The 25,676-nt window shown below is 55.8% G+C and carries 25 protein-coding genes and 1 tRNA gene; 15 read left to right on the top strand and 11 right to left on the bottom strand.

Translation table 11 applies throughout. From position 1 onward, the window contains the following. Nucleotides 1-218 precede the first annotated feature (218 nt). From DXA66_RS02785 to DXA66_RS02760, 6 genes are all read left to right on the top strand, one after another. Nucleotides 219-509 carry a hypothetical protein gene (locus DXA66_RS02785; protein ID WP_118526657.1) on the top strand — a complete coding sequence of 97 codons (291 nt, stop codon included), beginning with the start codon at nucleotides 219-221 and terminating at the stop codon, nucleotides 507-509. 8 nt (nucleotides 510-517) lie between these two features. Further along, nucleotides 518-1,315 carry a hypothetical protein gene (locus tag DXA66_RS02780; RefSeq protein ID WP_118526655.1) on the top strand — a complete coding sequence of 266 codons (798 nt, stop codon included), beginning with the start codon at nucleotides 518-520 and terminating at the stop codon, nucleotides 1,313-1,315. Between the two features lie 63 nt (nucleotides 1,316-1,378). After that, a complete protein-coding gene (locus tag DXA66_RS02775) occupies nucleotides 1,379-2,863 on the top strand; it encodes a hypothetical protein (RefSeq protein WP_147365138.1) in 1,485 nt (494 codons plus the stop codon). A 79-nt stretch (nucleotides 2,864-2,942) separates the two neighbouring features. Beyond that, a tRNA-Pro gene (locus DXA66_RS02770) sits at nucleotides 2,943-3,018 on the top strand. 437 nt (nucleotides 3,019-3,455) lie between these two features. After that, nucleotides 3,456-4,814 carry a citrate/2-methylcitrate synthase gene (locus DXA66_RS02765; RefSeq protein WP_118526651.1) on the top strand — a complete coding sequence of 453 codons (1,359 nt, stop codon included), beginning with the start codon at nucleotides 3,456-3,458 and terminating at the stop codon, nucleotides 4,812-4,814. Nucleotides 4,815-4,829: 15 nt separating this feature from the next. Then, the gene (locus DXA66_RS02760; protein WP_243089022.1) at nucleotides 4,830-5,276 is read left to right on the top strand and encodes a winged helix DNA-binding protein; all 447 of its coding nucleotides are present in this window, start codon (nucleotides 4,830-4,832) and stop codon (nucleotides 5,274-5,276) included. A gap of 134 nt (nucleotides 5,277-5,410) precedes the next feature. Here the strand turns inward: DXA66_RS02760 and DXA66_RS02755 are convergent, their stop codons facing one another. From DXA66_RS02755 to DXA66_RS02745, 3 genes are all read right to left on the bottom strand, one after another. After that, nucleotides 5,411-6,118: an LrgB family protein gene (locus DXA66_RS02755; protein WP_097774460.1), complete on the bottom strand. Its 708-nt coding sequence runs from the start codon at nucleotides 6,116-6,118 to the stop codon at nucleotides 5,411-5,413. Next, nucleotides 6,099-6,431, bottom strand: a complete 333-nt coding sequence (locus DXA66_RS02750) for a CidA/LrgA family protein (protein WP_242702883.1) — start codon at nucleotides 6,429-6,431, stop codon at nucleotides 6,099-6,101. Before DXA66_RS02750 ends, DXA66_RS02755 begins: the two co-directional genes overlap by 20 nt. Nucleotides 6,432-6,662: 231 nt before the next feature. Next, nucleotides 6,663-7,094 carry an Rrf2 family transcriptional regulator gene (locus DXA66_RS02745; protein WP_118526645.1) on the bottom strand — a complete coding sequence of 144 codons (432 nt, stop codon included), beginning with the start codon at nucleotides 7,092-7,094 and terminating at the stop codon, nucleotides 6,663-6,665. A gap of 222 nt (nucleotides 7,095-7,316) precedes the next feature. Between DXA66_RS02745 and cysK the strand changes: the two genes are divergently transcribed. Together cysK and DXA66_RS02735 are read left to right on the top strand one after the other, a co-directional pair. After that, entirely contained in the window at nucleotides 7,317-8,249 is a 933-nt protein-coding gene (gene cysK, locus DXA66_RS02740; protein ID WP_005942619.1) for a cysteine synthase A, read from the top strand. A gap of 93 nt (nucleotides 8,250-8,342) precedes the next feature. After that, nucleotides 8,343-9,293 (top strand): tRNA-dihydrouridine synthase, encoded by a 951-nt coding sequence (locus tag DXA66_RS02735; RefSeq protein ID WP_118526643.1) that lies wholly within the window; start codon nucleotides 8,343-8,345, stop codon nucleotides 9,291-9,293. 228 nt (nucleotides 9,294-9,521) lie between these two features. Here the strand turns inward: DXA66_RS02735 and DXA66_RS02730 are convergent, their stop codons facing one another. Next, nucleotides 9,522-9,767, bottom strand: coding sequence for an IreB family regulatory phosphoprotein (locus tag DXA66_RS02730; RefSeq protein ID WP_097774456.1), 246 nt, complete (start codon nucleotides 9,765-9,767; stop codon nucleotides 9,522-9,524). Nucleotides 9,768-9,928: 161 nt separating this feature from the next. On the opposite strand from DXA66_RS02730, the gene DXA66_RS02725 reads away from it, so the two are divergent. The 6 genes from DXA66_RS02725 (at nucleotide 9,929) to DXA66_RS02700 (ending at nucleotide 14,978) form a co-directional block, all read left to right on the top strand. After that, nucleotides 9,929-10,336 (top strand): holo-ACP synthase, encoded by a 408-nt coding sequence (locus tag DXA66_RS02725; RefSeq protein WP_118526641.1) that lies wholly within the window; start codon nucleotides 9,929-9,931, stop codon nucleotides 10,334-10,336. Nucleotides 10,337-10,472: 136 nt separating this feature from the next. Beyond that, the gene (locus DXA66_RS02720) at nucleotides 10,473-10,823 is read left to right on the top strand and encodes a type II toxin-antitoxin system PemK/MazF family toxin (protein ID WP_005942608.1); all 351 of its coding nucleotides are present in this window, start codon (nucleotides 10,473-10,475) and stop codon (nucleotides 10,821-10,823) included. Between the two features lie 273 nt (nucleotides 10,824-11,096). After that, nucleotides 11,097-12,233: an N-acetylglucosamine-6-phosphate deacetylase gene (gene nagA, locus DXA66_RS02715; protein ID WP_097777211.1), complete on the top strand. Its 1,137-nt coding sequence runs from the start codon at nucleotides 11,097-11,099 to the stop codon at nucleotides 12,231-12,233. 39 nt (nucleotides 12,234-12,272) lie between these two features. Next, complete coding sequence (locus DXA66_RS02710; RefSeq protein WP_118526639.1) at nucleotides 12,273-13,007, top strand: LytTR family DNA-binding domain-containing protein; 735 nt, start codon at nucleotides 12,273-12,275, stop codon at nucleotides 13,005-13,007. Continuing rightward, entirely contained in the window at nucleotides 13,004-14,293 is a 1,290-nt protein-coding gene (locus tag DXA66_RS02705) for a sensor histidine kinase (protein ID WP_118526637.1), read from the top strand. The genes DXA66_RS02710 and DXA66_RS02705 overlap by 4 nt, the downstream gene beginning before the upstream one ends. 127 nt (nucleotides 14,294-14,420) lie before the next feature. After that, nucleotides 14,421-14,978 (top strand): LemA family protein, encoded by a 558-nt coding sequence (locus DXA66_RS02700; RefSeq protein WP_118526635.1) that lies wholly within the window; start codon nucleotides 14,421-14,423, stop codon nucleotides 14,976-14,978. A 246-nt stretch (nucleotides 14,979-15,224) separates the two neighbouring features. On the opposite strand, the gene DXA66_RS02695 is transcribed toward DXA66_RS02700, so the two are convergent. The 7 genes from DXA66_RS02695 to ppdK all read right to left on the bottom strand — a co-directional run bounded on the left by DXA66_RS02695 (nucleotide 15,225) and on the right by ppdK (nucleotide 24,491). Beyond that, nucleotides 15,225-16,148 carry an AEC family transporter gene (locus DXA66_RS02695; RefSeq protein ID WP_118526633.1) on the bottom strand — a complete coding sequence of 308 codons (924 nt, stop codon included), beginning with the start codon at nucleotides 16,146-16,148 and terminating at the stop codon, nucleotides 15,225-15,227. Nucleotides 16,149-16,261: 113 nt separating this feature from the next. After that, on the bottom strand, nucleotides 16,262-17,689 hold the full coding sequence (locus tag DXA66_RS02690; protein WP_118526631.1) for a glycoside hydrolase family 1 protein: 1,428 nt from the start codon (nucleotides 17,687-17,689) through the stop codon (nucleotides 16,262-16,264). A 16-nt stretch (nucleotides 17,690-17,705) separates the two neighbouring features. Further along, nucleotides 17,706-18,998, bottom strand: a complete 1,293-nt coding sequence (locus DXA66_RS02685; protein WP_118526629.1) for a PTS sugar transporter subunit IIC — start codon at nucleotides 18,996-18,998, stop codon at nucleotides 17,706-17,708. A gap of 35 nt (nucleotides 18,999-19,033) precedes the next feature. Next, nucleotides 19,034-19,339, bottom strand: a complete 306-nt coding sequence (locus tag DXA66_RS02680; protein ID WP_097777204.1) for a PTS sugar transporter subunit IIB — start codon at nucleotides 19,337-19,339, stop codon at nucleotides 19,034-19,036. Between the two features lie 29 nt (nucleotides 19,340-19,368). After that, nucleotides 19,369-19,686, bottom strand: a complete 318-nt coding sequence (locus tag DXA66_RS02675) for a PTS lactose/cellobiose transporter subunit IIA (protein WP_097800916.1) — start codon at nucleotides 19,684-19,686, stop codon at nucleotides 19,369-19,371. Continuing rightward, nucleotides 19,679-21,577, bottom strand: a complete 1,899-nt coding sequence (locus DXA66_RS02670; protein WP_118526627.1) for a transcription antiterminator — start codon at nucleotides 21,575-21,577, stop codon at nucleotides 19,679-19,681. Before DXA66_RS02670 ends, DXA66_RS02675 begins: the two co-directional genes overlap by 8 nt. Before the next feature lie 247 nt (nucleotides 21,578-21,824). Beyond that, nucleotides 21,825-24,491 (bottom strand): pyruvate, phosphate dikinase, encoded by a 2,667-nt coding sequence (gene ppdK / locus DXA66_RS02665; protein WP_118526625.1) that lies wholly within the window; start codon nucleotides 24,489-24,491, stop codon nucleotides 21,825-21,827. Between the two features lie 420 nt (nucleotides 24,492-24,911). Here ppdK and DXA66_RS02655 point away from each other — a divergent pair, with 420 nt between their 5' ends. Beyond that, the gene (locus DXA66_RS02655) at nucleotides 24,912-25,670 is read left to right on the top strand and encodes a UDP-N-acetylglucosamine diphosphorylase (RefSeq protein WP_118526623.1); all 759 of its coding nucleotides are present in this window, start codon (nucleotides 24,912-24,914) and stop codon (nucleotides 25,668-25,670) included. Nucleotides 25,671-25,676: the final 6 nt, after the last annotated feature.

Here is a 25,676-nt window from a genome sequence, read left to right as displayed (position 1 = left end):
AGAGAGCAGCAGGCTCTCTGCCCGCCGTTTGTTGTGAAAAGGGTACGCTTCATCGGGGAAAAGTAGAAAAATAGAACGAATAATCGAAATGCTTTTAAAAATCCGGGGGATATTTGGCAGTGTTTCCATTGCGGCGGATTCAGGATAATGGTATAATAAAAGTGTATGGCATTCTGGAATGGAATGCTGCTTATAAGAGAATCAAAGGAGAAAAAAAAATGAATTATCCTGATGTATATTCTGAAATCGATGCAAATGAGATGGTATATATCGTCGGCGGTTCGCCGGATTACATGGGTCTGTTCAATTATCTGATCGGCAATTATCTGCGTGACGCGGTGCTGAGCGATGCGCGCTCTGCGGTGTGGAACAGTGCAAAAAAAGGTTCGCTCACTCCGATGGAGGACTGGATGAAGAATTTCTGGAATATGAACATCTTTGCCAAGACCGGTTACCTTTACGGTGTCTTCCGCCTTGGTGAAACGATTATGGGATATCTGAATAAGTGACATTGAAAATGAAACAGACACAAAAACACAAGAGGCTTCTGATCGCAGGGGGCGTGCTTGCAGTGATGGCTCTTTGTGCTGCAGCATGGTTCGGCTTTACTGCGATGGGAAATGCGCAGTTGGAAGCGGACTCCGCACTGGAGAAACCGGGCAGTTCCAGCGAAAGCGTTGAGAAGGTTACGGTCACAGACGATGAATTGAGTCAGCTGATCAAGGGAGATATCACGCTGGACAGCGTTCTGCAGGATGCGGGCGGAATCGCTTTTGAATCGGATGAAGAGAGCAGCTCTGAAAAGACGGAACAAACTGCCGGGTCGGAGCAGGCGGCATCTTCGCAGCATTCGGCTGCTTCCAGCAAAACAATCGATAAGCCTCAAGCAGAAAGCAGCCCCCAGAAAACACAATCGGCTGCGTCTGCGTCTGCGTCTGCGTCTGCGTCAAGCAAGCCCGCACCTGCAGGATACGAAGAAGAACTCAAGGCACTGATCCGGCAGGTGTATGCGGTCAAGGCGCGTGCGGAAAACGGCTTGAACGCCTGCATTGCGGAATCAAAAGCAGAATACAGGGCGCTTCCGAAAAGTCAGAAAACGCAGACGAGGAAACTTATGATCGTTCTTTCCAAGTCGAGCGAGTTGAATGCGTTGCAGGCTTCCTGTGATAAGGAAATGGACAGCATCGTGAGCCAGATGCGCACAATTCTGCAGGAAAACGGACAGAGCACGGCTTTGGCTGATCAGGTGATGGAAACATATAAGGCCGAGAAGAGCGCACGCTATACGGAACTGAAAAACAAATTTTACAGTTGATTCGAAAAAGCCCATGCCCGTACAAAGATGAAACAATGAGACGACCGGAGGATGGAAAATTTTATGGAAAAACAAACCGAGTATGAGCAGGAGATCGATCTGGTTTCACTGTTCTTCGCTGTTCTGCACAAATACCGGCAGATCTTTGCAGCGGCAGTTGCCTGTGCGGTGCTGTTTGGCGCAGTTGGCATGTTCAAACATGTGCGCAGCCAGAAGGCGGCAGAAGCTGCATCTGAAAATGGTGAAGAGATCGTCCGAACGGCAGAAGAGCAGAAGTATGAAGAGGACATGGTCGAATACCGTGCTGCTCAAACAGCGCACGACAAAAATGTTGCGAGCTACAATCATCAGCTGAAGCAGAATGAAGCGGATCAGGCCCGTGCAGAGTTCGATATTAAAAATGCGCAGGAGTACATTGACAAGTCTGTGCTGAACAGTCTGGATCCGTATAATGTCAATGTGGCAAATGCGGTCTTTTATATTACCACCGATTACAAGATCCTGCCGGGCATGGACTACCAGAACCCGGATTACACCGGCGCGGTGCTCAGCGCTTATTCCAGTCTGCTGACGAGCCACGAAACGATCGGAGCGATCGCGGAGCAGTTCGGGATGGAAGAACGCTATATGCGCGAACTGATCACGGTTTCGGTGGACAGCGGAACCCGACTGCTGACCATCAGTACGGAAGGCAAGGATGCCCAGCAGGCAAATGACATCATGGATGCCATGCTGAAGCGTTTTGCCCAGTTATACGATGTCATTGAGAGTACTGTGGGTGAACATGAGACCACGCAGGTTTCTCTCAGCAGCACCACAACCGTGCTGACCAGTCTGAGAGATCAGCAGCAGAACACCCGTGACAATATGATCCAGCTGCAGAACAATCTGACCGACCTCCAGAGCAATCACGAACTGCTGGAGCAGAGTATCCAGACGGCGGACAAAGATTTTGCGGCAACGGAAAAACCGAAAGATCCGAAGGGTGCGGGCACCTCCGCTGTGAAATATGCTGCGATAGGCTTCCTGCTGGGAGCCGTACTGGTGGCCGGCGCTACTGTATGCAGTTTCCTGGTGGAAGGAAAGGTTTGCGCGGCAGATGAACTGCAAAAATACTGCGGCATCGGGGTGCTTGGCACACTGGCAAACGATGCTTCTCAAAAGGCAAAGGGGCTGGATGCAGCCATCAACAAGCTGGAAAAACGGCCGGACGGCAGTATGAACGGCGCGATGGTCGAGTTGATTGCAGCGACGATTCACAGCCGTGTGCCGCAGGCAGAGAATATCCTGATCACGGGCGACATCTCTGCCCAGCAACTGGCTTCCCTGCGGGATGCGCTGCAGGCGTGCAGCGTGCTGAAAGGAACGACCGTTGCATCGGCTGACAGCATTCTGGTCAGTTCGGCAGCTGTGCAGCAGGCTGCACAGGCGGATGTGATCCTTTTGGCGGCAGACTGCGCCTGCTCCAAGTACCGAACAGTCAGCGCGCAAAATGAGAAGATCCGGGAGCTTGGCAAGGAAGTGCTTGGCTGCATCTTGTATGCATGAGGCGGCGGAGCCAGCTATTGACGAACCGCTCCAAAAACGATATACTATATTCCGGCGGTGCAGCAGTGCCGCCGGATGCCGGGGTGTTGCGCAGTTGGTAGCGCGCCTGCTTTGGGAGCAGGAGGCCGCGAGTTCGAGTCTCGCCACTCCGACCATAAGAAAAGCCACGTTGAACCGTTTATAAATGCGGTTTTGTCGTGGCTTTATTTGTTGCCAGTCCCCTGAGATCCGGCTGGAAGATGCCTTATTTGTGCGTTACCGTCTCAAAAACCATCCCTGCGCTAAAGGGCAAATGCGCATCCGGCAGCTTTCCGATTTTGTTCTTTTTTTATTTACAAACAGTACCTTGACACCGAAATATCCTTTTTGTAATCTTAAAGAGTATTCTGAATGTAAGTGAATGCCGTCCCGAATCAATACTGTTTTTTCGGGCAGGACGGCAGGAAGTTTTTCCAGCGAATGTCCTGGGGTGAGCCTCTGCTGCCGCAGGCAGCAGGGCGGGACTGGAGTCCCGGGCTGTTCGCAGAGAAAGCTTCCTGATGGCCTGCCAAGTGAGCGCAAGCTGACGGCAATAGGAAAGGAGCAACTATCAATGGATCATCTGCAGAACGTAATGGGATACTTCGACCAGCAGCAGCCGCTGTGCGCCGAACACGATCGCATCAGCAAGGATCTGTACAAGGAGTTTGGCGTTAAAGCGGGCCTGCGCGACGAAAACGGCAAGGGCGTGCTGGCGGGCCTGACCAATATCTCCGATATCCGCGCCTTCCAGTATGTGGACGGGGTGAAAAAGCCTGCCGACGGTCAGCTGCTCTACCGCGGGTACGACGTGAAAGACCTGATCCGCGGGTCGTCCGGCTGCCGCTTTGCCTTTGAGGAAGCGGGCTATCTGCTACTGTTCGGTGAGCTGCCCACGCAGGAAAAGTTGGAAGAGTTCTGCCGCGTGCTGGGCGAGTGCCGCACCATGCCCACCAACTTTACCCGTGATGTGATCATGAAGGCCCCCAGCCACGATATCATGAACTCCATGGCCCGCAGCGTGCTCACACTGGCATCCTACGACCCCAAGGCCGGTGATCTGGAAATTTCCAATGTGCTGCGCCAGAGCATCCAGCTGGCCGGCATCTTCCCCATGCTGGCCGTGTACAGCTACCATGCCTATAACCACTACGAAAAAGACGGCAGCATGTACATCCACCGGCCGGACCCGGAGCTTTCCACCGCAGAGAACTTTTTGCGGATGCTGCGCCCGGATATGAAGTACACCGAGCTGGAAGCCCGCGTGCTGGATGTGGCATTGCTGCTGCACGCCGAGCACGGCGGCGGCAACAACTCCACCTTTACCACCCGCGTGGTCACTTCGTCTGGCACCGATACCTACTCGGCCATGGCGGCTGCCCTGTGTTCTCTCAAAGGCCCGCGCCACGGCGGTGCCAACCTGATGGTGATGCAGATGATGCAGAATATCCGTGAAAACCTGCACGACACCGAGGACGATGAAGAGCTGGAAGCCTACCTGAAAAAGCTGCTGCACGGCGAAGCATTTGACCGCAAAGGCCTGATTTACGGCATGGGCCATGCGGTTTACTCCCTCAGTGACCCCCGTGAGGTGGTATTCAAGGGCTATGTGGAACAGCTGGCCCACGAGAAGGACCGCGACAAGGACCTTGCCCTTTACAACAAGATCGAGCACATGGCCCCGCAGCTGATCGCGGAGGAGCGCAAAATTTTCAAGGGTGTCAGCCCCAATGTGGACTTCTACAGCGGCTTTGTGTACGATATGCTGGGCATCCCCATGGAGCTGTACACGCCGCTGTTCGCCGTGGCCCGCGTGATGGGCTGGAGCGCCCACCGCATTGAAGAGCTGCTCAGCGCAAACAAGATCATCCGCCCGGCCTACAAGAGCCTTGGCGGCACCCACGAATATGTCCGCCGCAATGAGCGGGAATAACAGGGAGGATGCATGATGAGCGTGGAACTGAAACATCACCCGGAAGAATGGTTCTTCCTGCACAATTTTGATATCGACAAGGTGTTCAGCACCATCCAGCGGGCGGATTACCTGATCTTATATTACATTAAGATGCAGGCCGAACAGCACCCGGATCGTAAGGTTTATCTGGCTGACCTTGCTGCTGTGATGGGCCTGAAGGTGACAGAGCTTTCCAAGGCCGTTGAAAAGCTGCAGGACAAGGGCTTTGTGGCATGGAAGACCGACCGTGAAGCGGGCCGCACCTATGTGGAGCTTTCCAGCAAGGCTGTGGAACTGATGGCGGAGGAGCGCGCGTTCATGCAGCGCTGTTACGCCCGCCTGCGTGCAGAGCTTGGCGACGAAGAACTGCATCGTGCAGTAAGCACCATGCAGAGCGTGACGGCCATCCTGAAGGATGAACGAGAACACAGCGGCGTATAAAAACAGCCCCAACGAAAAAATGAGATAGACTTCCCCGAAAGGGGTTGCCTATCTCATTTTTTGTTGTAAACTGAGGTTCCCGGATCAACCAATAAATTCTACTGAAAAAAGCCAAAGCGGCTATTTTAAATCGTTTACCGGATCAGGTTCACAAATACCGGGCAGAGCACTGCGGTCAGCACACCGGCCACCGCAATGGAAAGGCCGCTCATGGCACCTTCCACCTCGCCCATCTGCAGAGCTTTGCTGGTGCCCACGGCATGGGCCGAAGTTCCGATGCCCACGCCCTTGGCGATGGGGTCGGTGATGTGGAACATCTTGCACACCGTCTCAGCCAGCAGCGCTCCCACGATGCCGGTAACAATGACGATTGCACCGGTCAGGGCAGCAATGCCGCCCAGCTCAGCGGCCACATCCATGCTGATGGCGGTGGTCACGGATTTGGGCAGCAGGGTGGCATACTGCTCACGGGTCAGGTCCAGCGCCAGTGCCAGCGCCAGTGCGCTGCCAAGGCTCACCAGCGTGCCCACCGAGATACCCGCAATGATGGCGGCGGCGTTCTCTTTCAGCAGGTCGATCTTTTCATACAGCGGAATGGCCAGTGCCACGGTGGCGGGCAGCAGCAGATAGTTCACCGGTGCCGCGCTGGCCTTGTAGTCTGCATACGGGATGCTACACACCGACAGAAAAATGATCACAAAGATGCTGCCCAGCAGCAGCGGGTTAAAAATGGCTTTGCCTGTCACCTTATTGATAAGGGTGCCCAGTGCAAACGCGGCCAGCGTAAGCAGAACGCCCCATGCTGCGGAGCCGGACAGAAAATCATTCAGCAGCTGCGTCATTGTCAGCCTCCTTTTTCTTGCGGCCGGTCAGGGCCTGCGTGGTCTTGCCTGCACTCACCATCACCAGCACAGTGACCGGGATAATGGCAACGAGGATGGGCAGCAGCATCTCGCCCATCTCTGCCCACAGTTCCATCACACCGGCGGCAGCGGGCACGAATAACAGCGGGAAGATGCCTGTGAGATAGGTTCCCACCTCTTTCACATCGTCCAGCTTTACCAGCTTGAAGTTCAGCGCTGCCAGCAGCAGCACCAGACCGTAGACGCTGGCCGGGACCGGCAGCGGCAGCACTACATGAAGGATCTCGCCCAAAAAACAAAACGCAAGAATGCGCGCAAACTGAAAAATATATTTCGTAGTAAAGTTCCCCTTTCCTCGATCAAAAGCGTAAATGGTCACATCAAGGGTAAAGTATACCGCACCTGCCCCAATCCATCAACCGTGATTCTGGATAAGAAAATTTGCACATTTTGCCGAGAACTGTGCAAAAAAAGGCGCACCGGTCAAGCCGGTGCGCTTTTTTGCATGTTATCAGAAATACCGTCAGATCACATAATCATTCCCGGCCTGATCAGACCGGGCGAGATCGGCCAGCGTGATATTGCCGAAATAATTGGAGATCAGATCGTTCAGCCCCTTCCACATCTCGTAGGTGCGGCAGTTTGCCATGCGGGAGCAGGGGGTCGCATTGGGGGTCAGGCAGCTCACCGGTGCAAGGCTGCCCTCGGTCAGCATCAGGATCTCGCCCACGGTGTACTGATCCGGGCTGCGGGTGAGCCGGTAGCCGCCGCCCTTGCCGCGCAAGCCCTCCAGAAAGCCGTTCTGCACCAGCACCTTAAGGATGTTTTCCAGATATTTTTCCGAGATCTCCTGCCGGGCAGCGATCTCCTTGAGAGGGACATATTTTTCAGACTGATGCTCGGAAAGGTCGATCATCACGCGCAGTGCATAGCGCCCTTTGGTGGACACGATCATAATAGTGTACTTCCTTTGTTGGTTATAGATTGAGTTTTTAACCTATTATACAACAGGGTAAATAATATTTCAATCCCACTTTTTTCAAAAAATCCATTGACAACCGCACAGAACGGGTCTATAATACCATCAAACCCACAAATGATGTTGGTATAAAGGTTTTAGAATCGGGTCATCCAGCAGGGCACATGTGCCCATAACTGTATCAGGGAGGAAACTACAATGAGCAAGATTTATACTGCCGCAGATCAGCTGATCGGTCATACTCCGTTGCTGGAGCTGACCCACATTGAAAAGGAGCAGGAGCTGCCTGCCCACATCATTGCCAAGTTGGAATACTTCAATCCGGCCGGTTCTGTCAAGGATCGCATCGCCAAAAAGATGATCGATGATGCCGAGGAAAAGGGCCTGCTGAAGGAAGGTTCCGTGATCATTGAGCCTACCTCCGGCAATACTGGCATCGGTCTGGCCGCTGTGGCAGCCGCCAAGGGCTACCGCATCATCATCGTGATGCCCGAGACCATGAGCGTGGAGCGCCGCCAGCTGATGAAGGCTTACGGTGCAGAGCTGGTGCTGAGCGAGGGTGCCAAGGGCATGAAGGGTGCCATTGCCAAGGCCGACGAGCTGGCAAAGGAGATCCCAAATTCCTTCATCCCCGGCCAGTTCGTGAACCCGGCCAACCCTCAGGCCCACATCGAGACCACCGGCCCCGAGATCTGGGAGGACACCGACGGCAAGGTGGATATCTTTGTGGCAGGCGTGGGCACCGGCGGCACCGTGACCGGCGTGGGCCAGTACCTGAAGAGCAAGAACCCGAACGTCAAGGTGGTGGCTGTAGAGCCTGCTTCCTCTCCTGTGCTGAGCAAGGGCACCGCAGGCGCACACAAGATCCAGGGCATCGGCGCGGGCTTTGTGCCGGACGTACTGGACACCAAGGTGTATGACGAAATCATCGCCGTGGAGAACGACGATGCCTTTGCCACCGGCCGTCTGATCGGCCACAAGGAAGGCGTGCTGGTGGGTATCTCCTCCGGTGCTGCTGTTTATGCTGCCCTGCAGCTGGCAAAGCGCCCGGAGAATGCCGGTAAGAACATCGTGGTCCTGCTGCCCGATACCGGCGACCGCTACCTGTCCACCCCGCTGTTTGCAGACTGATCTTTCAAAAAGCTCGCTTCTCCCGTTCTGTGACTTCACAGGGCGGGAGTTTTTTGTTACAATATCCCTATCAAACACTTTGGAGATTTGCCCATGAATTACTATGCTGCCCCCATGGAGGGCCTGACCGACCGGGTGTGGCGGCAGGCACACCAGAAATGGTTCGGCCCTGCTGGCAATGCCGACCGCTACTATGCCCCTTTCATCTCCCCGCCGGAGAACCGGGTGCTCATTAAAAAGAAGATGGCCGAGCTTGCCCCTGCGGCAAACCCCGGCGCACCGGTGATCCCGCAGCTGCTGGCAAAGGACGGCGAACTTGCCGCATGGATGATCGGCGAGCTGCGCGGCCTTGGCTACACCGAGGTGAACCTGAACCTCGGCTGTCCTTCCGGCACCGTCACCGCCAAAGGCAAGGGTTCCGGGATGCTGCGCGACCCAGCCAAGCTGGACGCTTTTCTTGCCGCCGTATTTGCCAATGCGGAAGGGCCGATCTCGGTCAAGACCCGGCTGGGCGTGGAAAAGCCGGAAGAATTTGCTGTCATTCTGGACATCTATAACCGGTATCCCATCTGTGAGCTGACCATCCACCCGCGTGTGATGCGCCAGCTCTACCGCGGGCAGGCCGACCGTGCCGCTTTTGCCGCCGCCCTGCCCGGGTGCCAGATGCCCGTGTGCTACAATGGCGATGTGACCACCGCTGCGGGCCTGCACACGCTGGAAGCGCAGTATCCGCAGCTGTCCGGCATCATGGTGGGGCGCGGCATCATTGCGGACCCGGCGCTCTTCCGTGAAGCACGCGGCGGCGCACAGGCCGCACGGGAAGAGCTGCGCGGATACCTTGACGACCTCTACCACGGATACTCCGAACTGTTCGGCAGCGCCGGGTGCGCGGTGAGCCGCATGAAGGGACACTGGTTCTACCTCATTCACAAGTTTGAGGGGGCCGAAAAGCTGGAAAAGCAGCTGCGCAAAGTGCGGGAACCGTGGGAATATGAGGTCGTCGTAAACCAGATCTTTACGCTGCCGCTGGTGGAAAACGATTGAACCGCTCCCCGCTTATGCTCTGACCATATCCATAATAAATGCTGCTTTCCTCTGCGACCCCACCCGTGAAAATGGGGTTCAGGAAAGTCCGCAGACTTTCCTGAACCCCGAAATTTAAAATAATTTTTCCTCTGAACATGGCCAGAGCAGCGCGGAGGCCATTCCTGATCGTCCCACGCACAAAAAAGCCCGCCGTCTTGCAAGACAGCGGGCCGGAAAAGGACCGTATTACACGTTCAGATAACTGCGCAGCATTGCCTGCAGCAGATCGTCACGATCCACCTTGCGGATCATGGAACGGGCATTCTTATAGGTCGTGATGTAGGTGGGGTCTTCGGACAGGATATAGCCCACCAGCTGATTGACCGGATTATAGCCTTTTTCCTTTAAAGCATCGTACACCTGCTGTACGATCTCATGGATCTCATAGTCCTTTTTGTCGTGGATCGAAAAAATAGCGGTCTCGCCACTCACGGAATACACCCCCTTAGGAAGAACTACATTCATTGTACACGAATTGCGAGGAAACTTCAAGCTAAACAGACCGGATTTGCACAGTTTGCATAAAATTTCCGGTCCTGATTTTGCAGGCTGACGGCCTGCACCGCCGCAAATGCGGCAGAAGGAGGGCCTTTATGCTGTATGGCATCGGCTGCGACCTGTGCGAGATCGCGCATCTGGAAAAAAGCCTTACCGGCGCACACGCTGCAACCTTTATCCGCCGGGTGTACGGCGAGGCCGAACGCGCTGCGCTGAGCCTTGACGAACCGTTGCCCGCCGGGCGCAGCGCCGCCCACCGGCTTGCCAGCGCCGCAGCCAACTTTGCCGCCAAGGAAGCCTTTTTAAAGGCGGCAGGCACCGGCCTGCGGGAGCCGTTCTCCCTGTGTGAGATCGAGGCTGTCCGGCTGGAAAGCGGTGCACCTGCCTATCATTTTTCCGGCCAGACGGCGGAATGGATGCAGGCCCATGGCCTTGCCGCCCGGCTCTCTCTGAGCCACGAGGGCGGCATGGCGCTGGCCTTCTGCACACTGGAAACTCTGTAAGCCTTTGTGCATACAATGGAATATCCCCTGCGCTGCATAACCGGCGCGCAGCCGGCTCATACTGAGAGCAGACGAAGATGCGCCGGACGCATCACATAAGCGGGGCGCATCCTCCAAATGCAGGGAGGGAGATTCCATGGAGGTACACAGAGGAGAAGTTTTTTACGCAGATCTTTCGCCGGTGGTGGGGTCGGAGCAGGGCGGCGTGCGCCCGGTACTGATCGTGCAGAACGAGATCGGCAACCGGCACAGCCCTACCGTGATCGCTGCGGCCATTACATCCCGGCTGGACAAAGCCCGCCTGCCCACCCACATCAATATCCGGGCAGCGGATACCGGCCTTGCCAAGGACAGCGTGGTGCTGCTGGAGCAGATCCGCACGCTGGATAAGCACCGCCTGCGGGAGCGGGCCGGGCAGATCACGCCGGAAGATCAGAAACGTGTGGATCAGGCTTTGGATGTAAGCCTGGGGCTTACTTCATATTAAGGGGCTGTTGCAAAACAGCTCTCTGAAAAGATCATGCACAAAACCCGGAACCTTTTTTCGGCCAAAACGGCTCAAAAAGGCTCCGGGTTTCTGATTTTACGCTGTTTCTTTGTGCAAGCTGCGATCGTTTTTTCATTTTCCAGCTTAATTTTTTTGAAAAGGCGCGCGAAGGCTGGTTATTCCCGCCAGAAAATGCTATACTTTTCTGTAGAATGGTTGTGCTGTCGTGTGCAGCATATGCAGGTTTTATGATGATATCGGAGGGCTGATTATATGATCATCCAGAGCAAAAAAGTATGGATCGCCGACCAGTTTATTTCTGCCGCAGTCGAGCTGGAGCAGGGCAAGATCACCGGCATCTTCCCCTATGGTGAAAAGCAGGCCGATGTGGACTATGGCTCCAAACGCATCGTGCCCGGTTTTATGGATATCCACTGCCATGGTGCCTACGAGTTCGACACCAACGACGCAAAGCCGGAGGGCCTGCGCTACTGGGCAAAGCATATCGTCTCTGAGGGTGTGACCAGCTTTCTGGCCACTACCGTCACCCAGAGCGTGGAGGTGTTGACCAACGCCGTGGCCAATGTGGCCGACGTGATGGAGGGCAGCTACGAAGGTGCCGAGATCCTTGGCATCCACTTTGAAGGCCCCTACCTCGATATGAAGTACAAGGGCGCACAGCCTCCGGAGTACATCGCAAAGCCCAGCGTGGAGCAGTTCAAGCACTACCAGCAGGCAGCACGCGGCCACATCCGCTATGTGACCCTTGCGCCGGAACACGACGAAGGGTTTGCACTGACCCATTACCTGACCGAGCACGGCGTGGTGGTCAGCATCGGCCATAGTGCCGCCACCTATGAGCAGGCCGTGATGGCCTATGCCAACGGTGCCCGCTCCATGACCCACGTGTACAACGGCATGTCCCCCTTCGCCCACCGCGCCAACGGTCTGGTGGGCGCAGCCTACCGCATCCGCACCATGTACGGCGAGATCATCTGCGACGGCTGCCACTCCACCCCTGCTGCCCTGAACAACTACTTCATGAGCAAAGGCCCGGATTACGCCATCATGATCTCGGATGCACTGATGGCCAAGGGCACCCCCATTGGCAGCGAGTACATCTTTGGCGGCAACCATATCACCATCTACCCGGACGGCAGCGCCCATCTGGACAACGGCACGCTGGCCGGTTCCACTTTGAACATCAACAAGGGCCTGCGCATTCTGGTGGAGGAGGCCATGGTGCCCTTCAACTATGCACTGAACGCCTGCACCATCAACCCGGCACGCTGCCTGCATCTGGACGACCGCAAGGGTTCCATCCAGATCGGCAAGGATGCCGACCTTGTGGTGCTGGACGACAACTACGATGTGCTGCAGACCTACTGCATGGGCAAGGCCCAGCTGTAATTTCTGGCTGACGCGAACAAAGGATGTGGTAAACCCGTTATGATCCAGATCGCCTTCTGCGACGATGACCAGACAGTTCTGGACCAGCTCTCTGCCCTGCTGGAAAAATATCGCGCCCAGCGCTGTGTCCAGATCCAGTGCACAGCCTTTCACAGCCCGCTGGATCTGCTGGCCGAGATCGAAAAGGGCACCCGGTACGATATCCTGTTTCTGGATGTCATCATGCCGGCCGAAAACGGCATTACCGCCGCCAAGGAGATCCGGCAGTACGATAATGTCGTCAAGATCATCTTTCTCACTTCTTCCGCCGAGTTTGCAGTGGAATCCTATGTGGTGGGTGCCTATTTCTACCAGATCAAGCCCATCTGGGAGGACAGCTTTTTCCGTCTGACGGATTCGGTGATCGCCGAGTGCCGCCGCGCCGACCAGCGCAGCCTGATCCTGCGCTGCAAGACCGGCATCTCCCGCATCGATCTGGACCAGCTGCTCTACTGTGAAGTGCTGGGCCGTACCCTGCTGTTCCATCTGGTGGACGGCACCGTGCTGGAAAGCACCGGCAGCATGGACGAACTGGCCCGCCAGCTGACCCCTCACGAGAGCTTTCTGCGCACGCACCGCTCTTTCCTTGTAAATATGGAGTATATCCAGAACATCTCCACCCGCGCCGTTACCCTGACAAACCTTGCGCAGATCCCCATTCCGCACGGAAAGTCTGCTGAGATCCGGCAGCAGTATCTGGAATATGCCTTCCGCCGAAAGCAGGTGATGATATGAGCACACCCTTTGCAGATGCGCTTTCGCTGTGCAACCTTGCCTCGGTGGGTATTTTCGGCATCGTGCTGTCCGCCGCGTTCTGTGAGCTGGAATGGACCCGCCAGCGCAAGCTCCTGCTTGCGGGATGCACCGTGCTGATGCTGGCGCTGCAGGGCGTTGTGAGCCTGCGGTGGAGCACCAGCTTTGCCCGGTATCTCTACCCGGTCATTACCCACCTGCCGCTGGTCATACTGCTGGTCGCCATGACCCGCAAGGTGCTCTGGTCACTGATCGCCGTGCTGACAGCCTACCTGTGCTGCCAGCTGCGGCGCTGGGCCGCACTGCTGGTCATTGCGCTGTTCCCGACAGGCGGTACCGCGCTGCAGGATGCCACCGAGCTGGTCGTCACCCTGCCGCTGCTGCTGGCACTGGTGCACTGGATCGCGCCTTCAGTGCGCGCGCTGTCGCACTCTTCGCTCAAGCTGCAGCTGCAGTTCGGCGTGATCCCGCTGCTGAGCTATGTCTTTGACTACTTTACCCGCATTTATACCGATCTGCTCTCCAGCGGCAATCAGGCTGCAGTGGAGTTCATGCCCTTTGTGTGTAGTCTGGCCTATCTGGCCTTTGTGCTGCAGACCACGCAGGAGCAGAAGCGGCGCAGCCAGCTGGAGCAGACCCAGAACAGCCTGAACCTGCAGGTAGCGCAGGCTGTGCGCGAGATCGATGCCCTGCGGGAAAGCCAGCGCAAGGCCAGCACCTACCGCCACGATCTGCGCCATCATTTACAGTACATTTCCGCCTGCATCGAAAATGGCCGTGCCGAAGCCGCGCAGGAATACATCCACAGCGTGTGCGCAGAGATCGAAGCCAGCAAGGTGAACGTCTACTGTGAAAATGAGGCCGCAAACCTCATTCTCTCGGCCTTTGCAACCCGCGCGCAGAACAGCGGCATCGACTTCCGGGTGCATGCCGCCATCCCGCTGGTGCTGCCTTTGCCGGACAGCGACCTGTGTGTGCTGCTTTCCAACGCGCTGGAAAATGCCCTGCACGCCGGGCAGCGCCAGCGCGAGGCCGGAAAGCCCGCTGTTGTGGAGACCACCGCCTACCAAAAGGACGGCAGACTGTTTTTACAGATCGCAAACTCCTGCAGCTTCCCGGTGCAGTTCCGTGCCGAGGGCATCCCCACCACCAGCCAGCCCGGCCACGGCCTTGGCGTGCGCAGCATCTGCGCCATTGTGGAGCAGTATGGCGGCATGTACAGCTTTTCGCAGCAGCAGGACCAGTTTGTGCTGCGCATCTCTCTGTAAAAGGTCGATTCAATGCATTTTATGGGCGACTCGTGCCAATTGCACCAGTCGGCACTGCTTTTGCGCTATAGTAAGCTCAGACGGTTCTACTGCCGTCTAAGCTTATTTTTTTCAGGGAGGGTCTTCTATGGCATTTCTGCTCATCCCGGTCATTTTGCTGGCCGTGGTCTGGCTCAGCTACATCCGCCGCCGTCTCAGCGAGCTGAACGAGAATGTCAACACTGCCATGAACCAGATCGGCCTGCAGCTTTCTTCCCGCTTCCGTGCTTTGGAAGCCCTGCTGGAACTGGCCCGCACCCACGGCCTTTCGGCCCAGCTGGTGCTGCTGCCGCCCTCCATCAATGCCCTGTCCACACCGGCGCAGGTGCTGGAACAGGAGCAGCATCTTGCACAGGCCATGTCCTACATCACCATTGCGGCCGAGAACCACCCTTCCCTGAAAGCAGACCCCGCCTACCAGCGCTGCATGGAAGCGGCCAACTGCTACAGTCGGATGGTCTATACCAGCAGCCTGATCTACAACGATTCCGTCACCCGGCTCAACTGTGCACTGGAGCAAAAGCGCTTTGGCCTGCTGGCCGGTCTGCTGGGCATTGCCCCGCGGGAATACCTGCAGTTTGCACCGGATGCACCGGTGGCCTGTCCTGTCCAGCACTCGCAGCCTTTTCGGCGGGAACCCGCATAAAACTTCTTCTTCATCGTAAAAGCCCGGCACCTCGGTCCGCCTGAAGGCGGAATAAAATCACAGGGCGCATTCGTTCCGTCCTTAATACGCAAAATGCCCCTCGGCTTCCGCAGCAGGAAACCGAGGGGTATTTGTTATGCTTTATTTGTGTTATTTGTGTCGGTTCAAGCCCTTACGCGATCACTTGCGGGGATTCTTGATGGCAGCCCTGGGCGGGTGATAAAATTGCAGAGCGTTCGCACGTACTTACATCTGGTACAATGCCACCATCAGCGGCATCGTGACGATACACAGCAGTGTCGTTACCACATTGATCGCGCTGGCGTAGTCTGCATCTTTGCCGTACACCTGCGCCATCTGGGTCAGTGTGGACGCGGACGGCGTGCAGATGGCAAGCAGTGTAACCAGCAATATTGTTCTGCCCTCCGGCACTAGTGCTGCAAGGCCGCTGTATTTCAACAGTACGATTCCTATCAGCGGGATGCCCACCAGACGCAGCAGCGTGATCCACCATAGTCTGTGATAGCTTAGCAGTTTTTTCAGGTCCATTTCTGCGATCAGCATACCGAGTATCAGCATCCCCATTGGACCAACCATACTGCTGATTGAATCCACCGCATCCTGCACAGGTGCAGGCAACTGGATCCGCAGCAGGAACAGCAGCACCCCAGCAAAAATGGCGATCATGTTGATATTGGTCAGAATCTTTTTCAGGTCGATTCCTTTTTCTCCGCAGAGCTTCATTTTAGCATGGCTCCACAGCAGAAAAAGCTGCACCGAAAGAAATGCGCTGGTGTAAATGACCCATTCCTTGCCCAGAATGGCCGTCACAATGGGAATAATAAGGTTCCCTGCGTTGGAATAGATCAGCGAGGTCTCCTCTACACCATCCAGTTTCAGCACCTTGCCCAGAAAGCCAACCACCACGATCAGCACCAGATGCAGCAGCGCTGACGCAGCCAGTGCCAGCAGCAGACCGTTCAGAATCTCGGGCTGATACTCCACCTGAAACGACGAGATGATCACACATGGCATGACCAGATACAGTGAGATCATGGAGAGCACCTTGCTGTCCTGACTACGGACGATGCCGCAGCGCACCAGCACAATGCCCAGAGCCATGACCAAAAACAGCGAAAGGATCTTTTTTGCCAGAATCAAGCTTATCATATCGATATTCCTTTGCGGCAGCTGTTGTACGTGCTGCACTCTCACACAAAAAAATCAAGTGCAGTATTTTTCTTGTTGTTTTGAAAAATACTGCACCGATCTTTTTTATTTGATTAGTCCTCGGCGGGAAGTTCCAGATCCTGTCCGTTGGAAGCGATCACCTTTTTGTAATACTCGAAGGAATCTTTCTTCCGACGCTGCAGGGTTCCGTTGCCCTGATTATCCTTATCCACATAGATAAAGCCATACCGTTTTTCCATCTCGCCAGTGCCGGCACTCACGATATCGATGGGTCCCCACCAAGTGTAGCCGAAGATATCACAGCCGTCAGCCACAGCCTGCTGCAAAGCTTCGATGTGCTTTTTGAGGTACTCCATGCGGGCAGTATCGCGGATGCGGCCATCCGGGTCAATGGTGTCTGCCGTTCCAAGGCCGTTTTCAGCAATGAACATGGGCTTCTGGTAGCGGTCATACAGTTCGTTGCAGACGAATCGAAGACCCACCGGGTCGATAGGCCAGCCCCACTTGGATTTTTCCAGATAGGGATTGTCCGCACCTACGTGACCGCCCGTATTGGAGCGGATCTTCATGCCGGCAATGTGGGTAGAGGTCATGTAGTAACTGAAAGCCAGATAGTCGTTGGTGTTCTGTGCAATCAGCTCAGAATCGCCCGGCTCCATCTGCACCTGTACGCCCAGCTCTTCCCACTTGCGATCGATGTAAGAGGGGTAACGGCCGCGCAGCATCACATCCGAGAAGAACAGCGAACGCTGACGAAGCTGATAGGTTTCCATCACATCCTCCGGGCGGCAGGTGTTGGGATATGCCGTGCTCAAAGACAGCATGCAGCCGATCTTTGCACCCGGTATCATCTCATGGCAGGATTTGACAGCCAGTGCATTGGCCACAAACATATTGTGTGCAGCCTGATACTGCCGCTGCGGTGCATTGGCATCATCTGCCACCACCATGCCGGCTGCCAGATAAGGCAGCTTGAGGGTGTTGTTGATTTCATTGAAAGTCATCCAGTACTTGACCTGATCCTTGTAGCGCTCAAACAGCACCTTGCAGTAGCGCTCAAAAAAGCCGACCAGCTTGCGGTTGTCCCAGCCGCCGTACTTTTTGACCAGCGCCAGCGGAGTCTCAAAGTGAGAGATCGTGATCACCGGTTCAATGCCCCAGCGGTGCAATTCCCGGAACATATCCTCGTAGTAGGTCAGACCCTTCTCGTTTGGCTCGGCATCGTCGCCGTTCGGGAAAATGCGACTCCATGCAATGGAGGTGCGCAGGCATTTCATGCCCATCTCGCCAAACATGGCAATATCTTCTTTGTAGTGATGATAGAAATCGATCGCTTCATGAGAGGGATAGACGTGCCCCTCATGCAGTTCCAGCGCCGGATCCAGCTTGATGAAACGATCTTTGCCGGTCTCCAGCAGGTCGCAGATCTCTAAGCCCTTTCCATCTTCCAGATAAGCGCCCTCGCACTGGTTTGCCGCCAGTGCGCCGCCCCATAAGAAGTTTTTTGCAAAGGTTTTCACAGCAGTTCTCCTTTTATCAGTTCTGAGCGGCCTGCTCTACTTCTGCCTGCTTATTGGCAACGATCATGAAGGGGATATACACCAGCGTTGCCAGTGCCAGACCAATAATCTGCACCACAACACCCTGCCAGCCGTGGCCAATCAGTGCACTCAGCAGCACGGGCGTACCAAAGGCAACGTCAACGGTGTTGCAGGGCATAAAGCCAATCGTGCTTGCAAACAGTGCAGTACCGGAGCACAGCATCACAGAGAGGATGGAGGGAATCAGCATGGTGGTGTTCAAAACCAGAGGCAGGCCAAAGACCATGGGCTCGCTGATGCCGAACAGTGCGGGGCCAATGGCAACTTTGGCAACAGCGCGATAATCTTCACGCTTAGACACCAGGAAGATGGCCAGACAGACGGGCAGAGAAACCGGCAGAGCCACAAATGCGACCCAGAAGCCGTAGGTGATGGGAGAGGACGGAGTCTGACCAGCAGCAACAGCGGCAACGTTTGCAGCCAGAGCAGCAGCTAAGAACGGGTCACGCACAGGCTTGATGATCAGGTCACCATGGATACCCAGGAACCAGAATGCACGGCAGACCAGAATGATGATGAACAGACCGGCAGGACTCTGGAATGCATTCTCCAGAGGATGCTGGATGGTGGTGTAGATCCAGTCGGTCAGGTACTGGCCGCTGATTTGACGGAATGCGTAACCGCCAACGGAAACACCCAACAGGGTGAGCACGATGGGGATCAGAGCGTTGAAAGAAGTAGTGATAGCAGCGGGAACAGATGCCGGCATCTTGATCTTGAGCTTATCGAAGGTCATCAGGAAGGCGAACAGCTGGCTTGCCAGAATGGCGATCAGCATACCCACGAACAGACCCTGAGAACCCAATGCTGCACCGGGCAGGCCACTGGCGGTGCCAGTCTTGTCGTCCACCACTACAGAGACGATCTGCGGGCAGATGGTCAGATAGGAAGCCAGCGCCATAATAGCGGAGATGTGCTCCGGCACATTGTTCTTCTTGCCCAGCTTGAGACCGATCAGGAACACGATGGGCAGGGTCATGCAAGACAGCGTTGCAAAGTTTGCAGCGGCAAAGATAGGCTTCAGTGCTTCCAGTGCGGGAACCCACTTGGCAAGGCCGGTAGTGGTGCTGCACAGGATGGTGTTGAACAGGTTCATGAACGAGCCAACGATAACGAACGGCATGTAGATGGTGAACGAATCCTTGATTGCACCAAGGAACTTGTTTTCGTCCACTTTTTCGGCCACCAGGCTCATGCCATCAACGAACTTGTCGCTAAATTTACTCATGTTTTTTCTCCTCCAAAAGGGATTTTCCAAACAACTCAGCCGTTGTTCACCAGATCCTCGGCCTGCTTCAGAATGGCAGCACCGTTGCAGCGGCCATAGGCCAGTGCATCAATGACCGCCACCGGTGCACTGTCACCCACAGTTGCCTTGACCTTGCGCTGCAGATGGCGCACCTGCGGGCCCAGCAGCAGCACATCAAAGTTGCCAACGTTCTCCGCAATCTTGTTCTGATCCACAGCCCAGATCTCATAGTCCTTGCCCTGCTCCTTTGCAGCGTCCTTCATCTTCTGGACGACGACGCTCGTGGACATTCCCAAACAGCAAGCCAGCATGATTTTCATAACGATTCTTCCTTTCTTGTGTTCCGTGTTTATTTATGATTCTGCTTATAGAGTTCAATGAACTCTTCTGCAAAATCGATGGACATGATTGCCATGGTCAGGTGATCCTCTGCGTGGATCAGCACGATGTTCAGTTCCACGCTCTTGCCCTGAGCTTCGCTCTGCAGCATATCGTTCTGTACATCGTGCGCCTTGGCCATCTGCTCTCTTGCTTCGGCCAGATTTTTTTCGGCCTGTTCAAAATTGCCGTTGCGGGCCTCCTCGATTGCCATCAGTGCCAGCGATTTTGCATCACCAGCGCAGGCGATAATTTCAAATGCAACTTCGTACTTCTCGTCATCAACCATTTTCTTGTTCCTCCAGTCCTTGTTCTTTTTGTCTCAGCAGCCCCAACAGGACCTCGAACCGGCGCTCTGCGATCAATTTGCAGATGCAGGCTTCATCGACCATAAGCTGCGCAACAACCTGATAGAATTTTTGCAGTTTTGCGGTGGCATCGTCCGCGATGGACACCAGAAATACCACCTGTACCTTTGCTTCGCCCCACTGCACGGGCTTGTCCAGAATGGCAAGGCAGACGAAGGTATCTTTGCTGACTGCCTTCCACGGATGCGGCATTGCCACCAGCCCACCAAACGAAGTGGCGGCCAGCGATTCCCGCTTTTTCACGAGCTGTAAAAAATCATCCGGCAGCTTTTTTTTGCCGCACACGAACCGGCACATCTGTTCCAGTACCTGCTCCCGTGTTTCGCAGTTGAGATGTGGCAGAAATAGCTCCGGGCTGAAATATTCTTCCACAGTCCCCTTTTTGCCCTGCATCAAGAGCTTTTTCATCTGGGTCAGTTCTTTTTCGGTGGGGAAGAACTGGATCTGTCGGATGGGCACCGGGACATAAATGGGAATAGGCACCGTGGAAAACACATAGTCGATCTTACTGAAGTTCACGCTCCGCAGCCCGATCACGTCACAGGTCTGTACCCGGCCCAAATTCTTGCCGAATTTCTGCTGGTAGCGGTAAGCCAGCAGCTGGGCGCTGCCTTTGCCGCTGGCGCAGACGATCAGGATGTTTTTAGGTGCCCACTCTTTGGCCTTCTGCCGTTCCAGTGCCAGCGCAAAGCTGACGGCGATATAACCGATCTCGTCCTCCTTGATGGGGTTCGGGCTGATGTCTTGCAACACGCTGCACGCCTGTGTGGCCATCTCGTAGGCCAGCGGATACTCCCGCTTGATATCCTGCAGGATCGGGTTCTTCATCCGCATCCCACTCTTGATCCGCGCCAGCAAGGGCACCATGTGCATGCACAGGCCCATGCGCAGTTCCAGATTGTCCCGGAAGTCGATGCGGAACGCCTCGTAGATTTGCTCGATCATATCCGATACGATGCGGTTGACCTCCTGCGGAATCACCAAATTTTCATCCGAGGTCATTGCGTTTGCCCGGTACATCTGTTTGCCGTTCAGATGCATAGCAATGTAGCAGACCTCCGGCAGTGGAAAAGCCACGCCCGTCATGTTTTCGATCTGCACGGCGATGTGGCTGGCCACTTCTAGGATCCGCTCCGGAAGGTCCGCCTGCATACCATCCGAGCTTTCTATCGCGTGCCCTGTGCGGATGCGCTCCACTGCGACCTCAAGGTGGACCGCCAGATTATCCAGCGCCATCGTGGACATGGCGAATTTTTCTTTTTCCAGCACCCGGCTGACCAGCTCCTGTATCTGCTGCCCGACCGGGCGGCTCTCGTCCCGCTGCGCCGCAATGCAGATCCTACGGTTCGTCTCACGGCCTACCACGCAGATGCCGTAGCCCGGTTTGCGGCGGATGCTCAGCCCGTATTCCGCCAGCTGCCGCTCCACTTCGCGCAGATCGTTGGAGATTGACCGCCGCGACACAAAAAACTGCTCGCTTAGATCATCCAGCTTGGAATAGCCATCCTTTTCCAGCAGATACTGTCTCAGCCGCTGTATCCGCTCCTGCGCGTCCTGCGGGATGCCGGTCTGTTCTCCCTGCTGTGGTTTGCTGCCCGACACATACATCTGTGCATCCGTGATCTCAATGCCGAACCCCCTGCCGGGTTTGGCTGTGATGCAAAAGCCATTTTCCTGCATTTCCTTTGCGTAGGTCTTAATCAGGCTCCGCACTGTTTTGCCGCTGAGTTTCAGTTGTGCGGCCAGTTCATCCGCCGTCATAGGGCCACTTTGGTCCAGTATTTCAGCGATCGTCCAGATCCGCTCGTCCATCTTTTCACCTCCCCGGCCTGTTGATTAGCACATTTATTTTCTTATCGCTGTTAAAATTATAGCATTTTTGCTCAATTCGTTCCACGTCCAGAATTTCCACATCCACTCCGGAAATTGTTGCATGTATATTTTACCGTTTGGATATTCTGCCAGTCAACACAAAAACCGCCCCGGCTTCCGTTGCGGAAACCGGGGCGGTTCGTTTGCTTTATGGGTTTTTATTCGCGCTTTTCAAGCGCCCACACCATCACTTGCGGGGATTTTTGATGGCAGCCTGAGCGGCAGCCAGACGTGCGATAGGCACACGGAAGGGAGAGCAGCTGACATAGTCCAGACCGACATTGTGGCAGAACTCCACGCTCGTGGGGTCGCCGCCGTGCTCGCCGCAGATGCCCAGACCCAGATCAGGACGGGTCTCGCGGCCGTCGTGGGCAGCCATCTTGACCAGCTTGCCAACGCCGATCTGATCCAGATGCTGGAACGGATCGCTCTCGTAGATCTTGTTCTCGTAGTATGCGCCCAGGAACTTGGCGGCATCATCACGGCTGAAGCCGAAGGTCATCTGGGTCAGGTCGTTGGTGCCGAAGCTGAAGAACTCGGCTTCCTTGGCGATCTCGCCGGCAGTCAGGGCTGCACGGGGGATCTCGATCATGGTACCGACCTGATACTTCATCTCAACGCCTGCAGCAGCGATCAGTTCGTCTGCGACCTTGACCACAACGTCCTTGACGAACTTCAGCTCCTTGACCTCGCCGACCAGCGGGATCATGATGTGCGGGGTGATCACATGGCCGGTCTCAGCAGAGACGTTCAGAGCAGCCTTGATCACAGCGCGGGTCTGCATCGCAGCGATCTCAGGGTAGGTAACAGCCAGACGGCAGCCACGGTGACCCATCATGGGGTTGAACTCGTGCAGAGAAGTAACCACGTTCTTCAGGTCATCGAAGGTCATGCCCATATCGGCAGCCAGCTCCTTGATGTCCTCGTCCTTGGTGGGCAGGAACTCGTGCAGAGGCGGATCCAGATAACGAATGGTCATCGGGCGCTCACCCATGATGCGGTACATGGCCTCGAAGTCACCCTGCTGGAACGGCTCGACCTTGGCCAGAGCAGCTTCGCGCTCTTCCACGGTACGTGCGCAGATCATCTCACGCACAGCCTTGATGCGATCCTCTGCGAAGAACATGTGCTCGGTACGGCACAGGCCGATGCCCTCAGCACCCAGATCCACTGCCTGCTGTGCGTCGCGCGGGTTATCAGCGTTGGTCATGACCAGCAGCTGACGAGCAGCGTCTGCCCAGCCCATGAAGCGGTTGAAGTTCTTATTGCCGGTAGCGGCCACGGTAGCGACCTGCTCGCCGTAGATGTTGCCGGTGGAACCATCGATGGAGATCCAGTCGCCCTCGGCGAACTTGTGGCCATTGATCTCGAAGGTCTTTGCTTCCTCGTCGATCTTGACGTCGTTGTCATTGCCGCAGCCGGAGACACAGCAGGTGCCCATACCACGGGCAACAACGGCTGCGTGGCTGGTCATGCCGCCGCGGACGGTCAGGATGCCCTGAGAGACCTGCATGCCCACGATATCCTCGGGGCTGGTCTCCAGACGGACCAGAACGACCTTCTTCATCTTGCCGGACTTGACCATCTCCTCTGCCTCTTCAGCAGTAAAGACGATCTGGCCGCAGGCAGAACCGGGAGAAGCTGCCAGACCCTTGCCGACGACCTCGGCGGCCTTCAGGGCAGCGGCATCGAACTGGGGATGCAGCAGGGTATCCAGCTGCTTGGGCTCCACGCGCAGGACAGCTTCCTGCTCGGTGATCATGCCCTCGTCCACCAGATCACATGCGATCTGCAGAGCAGCCTGAGCGGTACGCTTGCCGTTACGGGTCTGCAGCATGTACAGGTGGCCGTCCTCGATGGTGAACTCCATATCCTGCATATCGCGGAAGTAGTTCTCCAGACGGGTTGCGATCTCAACGAACTGATCGTACACCTCAGGCATCTGATCCTTCAGGTGGCTGATGGGAGAAGGAGTGCGCACGCCGGCCACAACGTCCTCGCCCTGTGCATTGATCAGGTACTCGCCCATCAGCTTCTTAGCGCCGGTGGCGGGGTCACGGGTGAATGCAACGCCGGTGCCGGAGCGGTCGCCGGAGTTGCCGAATGCCATCTGCTGAACGTTGACTGCGGTACCCCACTCGTAGGGGATCTCGTTCATCTTACGATAGACATTTGCGCGGGGGTTGTCCCAGCTGCGGAAGACGGCCTTGACAGCCTCGATCAGCTGATTACGGGGATCCTGCGGGAAGGGACGGCCTTCGTTCTCCTCATAGATCTTCTTGAAGGTGCCGACCAGTTCCTTCAGGTCGTCAGCAGTCAGATCCACGTCGTTCTTGACGCCCTTGGCTTCCTTCATCTTGTCGATCTCGACCTCGAACAGGCTCTTCGGGACCATCATAACGACGTCCGCGAACATCTGCACAAAGCGACGGTAGCAGTCGTATGCAAAACGGGCGTTGCCGGTCTTCTTTGCCAGACCTTCAACAGCCTCGTCGTTCAGGCCCAGGTTCAGGATGGTGTCCATCATGCCGGGCATGGACTGACGTGCGCCGGAACGGACGGAGACCAGCAGGGGGTTCTGGTTATCGCCGAACTTCTTGCCGGTGATCTGCTCCAGACCCTTCAGATGCTCAAAGATATCAGCAGTGATCTCGTCATTGATCTGACGGCCGTCTGCATAATACTGGGTGCAGGCGTCGGTGGTGATGGTGAAACCCTGCGGCACCGGCATACCGGCTGCGGTCATTTCTGCCAGACCGGCGCCCTTGCCGCCCAGAGTGTTCTTCATGGTGACTTTGTCGCCGCCGAAAGCATCATTGCCTTCGCTGAAGTAGTACAGATACTTTTTGCTCATGCGTTGTTTACCTCCCATTTTTGACTGCGGAGCATCCGCGCCGCAGCCTCATCGCTTGCCTTGTCTCATTTGATCGATGAACATTGTTTTGTGAATGCTAAATTATTATACCAGAAAATCCATCCGTTTCCACCGTGCAAAACACCGAATTTGTTTGATATTTTTTATGCAAATCACTTGAATTTTGCCGAGTTTTCCGGTAATATAAAATGGGAAAAAGTTCGAGAGGTTTTTCGTTTTCTGACGCGGATTATCCGTCTGTTGGATACAACTTTCCATCCCTGTAATTTCAGCTTTTTCTTTTTTGTCGGCACAAAGCTTCTGTTGTATCCATCTTTGGATATGGATGCATCATTTTTCCGGGTCAGGCCTTATCATCCGCCCGCCGAGAGCCGCCGTGCCGGAAGGGAGATCTATCGTATGGAAAATTCTGTTTCTTCTGCCGCGCTGAATGCAGCGCGTGAGCAGCTGGATGCCGCCGAAGCCGCCCGCGAGGTCATTCTGCTGCAGCACATCGCAAACGGCGTGATCATCGACAGCCGCACCGTGCAGATCGCACCGGACGTGGTCATCGCCCCGGGTGCCGTCATTCTGGCCGGTACTATCCTGCGCGGCAGGACGGTCATCGGTGCAGGCTGCATCATCGGCCCCAACACCCTCATCGAGGACAGCATCGTAGACGAGGGCAGCACCGTCAACGCCAGTCAGGTGTACAGCAGCCACATCGGCCCCCACAACAACATCGGCCCCTTCACCCATGTGCGGGTGAACACCGTCACCGACTACGGCGTGCATCTGGGTGCCTATGTAGAGACCAAGAACTCCAACTTTGCCCGTGGCAACACGGTGAGCCACCTGACCTACATCGGCGACAGCGATGTGGGCAAGTACTGCAACTTCGGCTGCGGCACCGTCACCTGCAACTACGACGGCAAGGATAAGTTCCGCACCCAGATTGGCGATTACTGCTTTATCGGCTGCAACACGAACCTTGTTGCCCCCGTGAAGGTGGGCGACGGTGCCTACACCGCCGCCGGCAGCACCATCACCAAGGACGTGCCCGCACAGGCACTGGGCATTGCCCGTGACCGCCAGACCAATCTGGAGGGCTGGGCAGAGCCCAAGATGGAAGCCTACATTGCCAAAAAAAAGAAGCTGGAAGACGAGCAGAGCAAGTAAGCTGTC

Source organism: Faecalibacterium sp. OF03-6AC (assembly GCF_003478175.1).
Classification (GTDB): domain Bacteria; phylum Bacillota; class Clostridia; order Oscillospirales; family Ruminococcaceae; genus Faecalibacterium; species Faecalibacterium taiwanense.
This window is presented reverse-complemented; position numbering and strand designations above follow the sequence as displayed.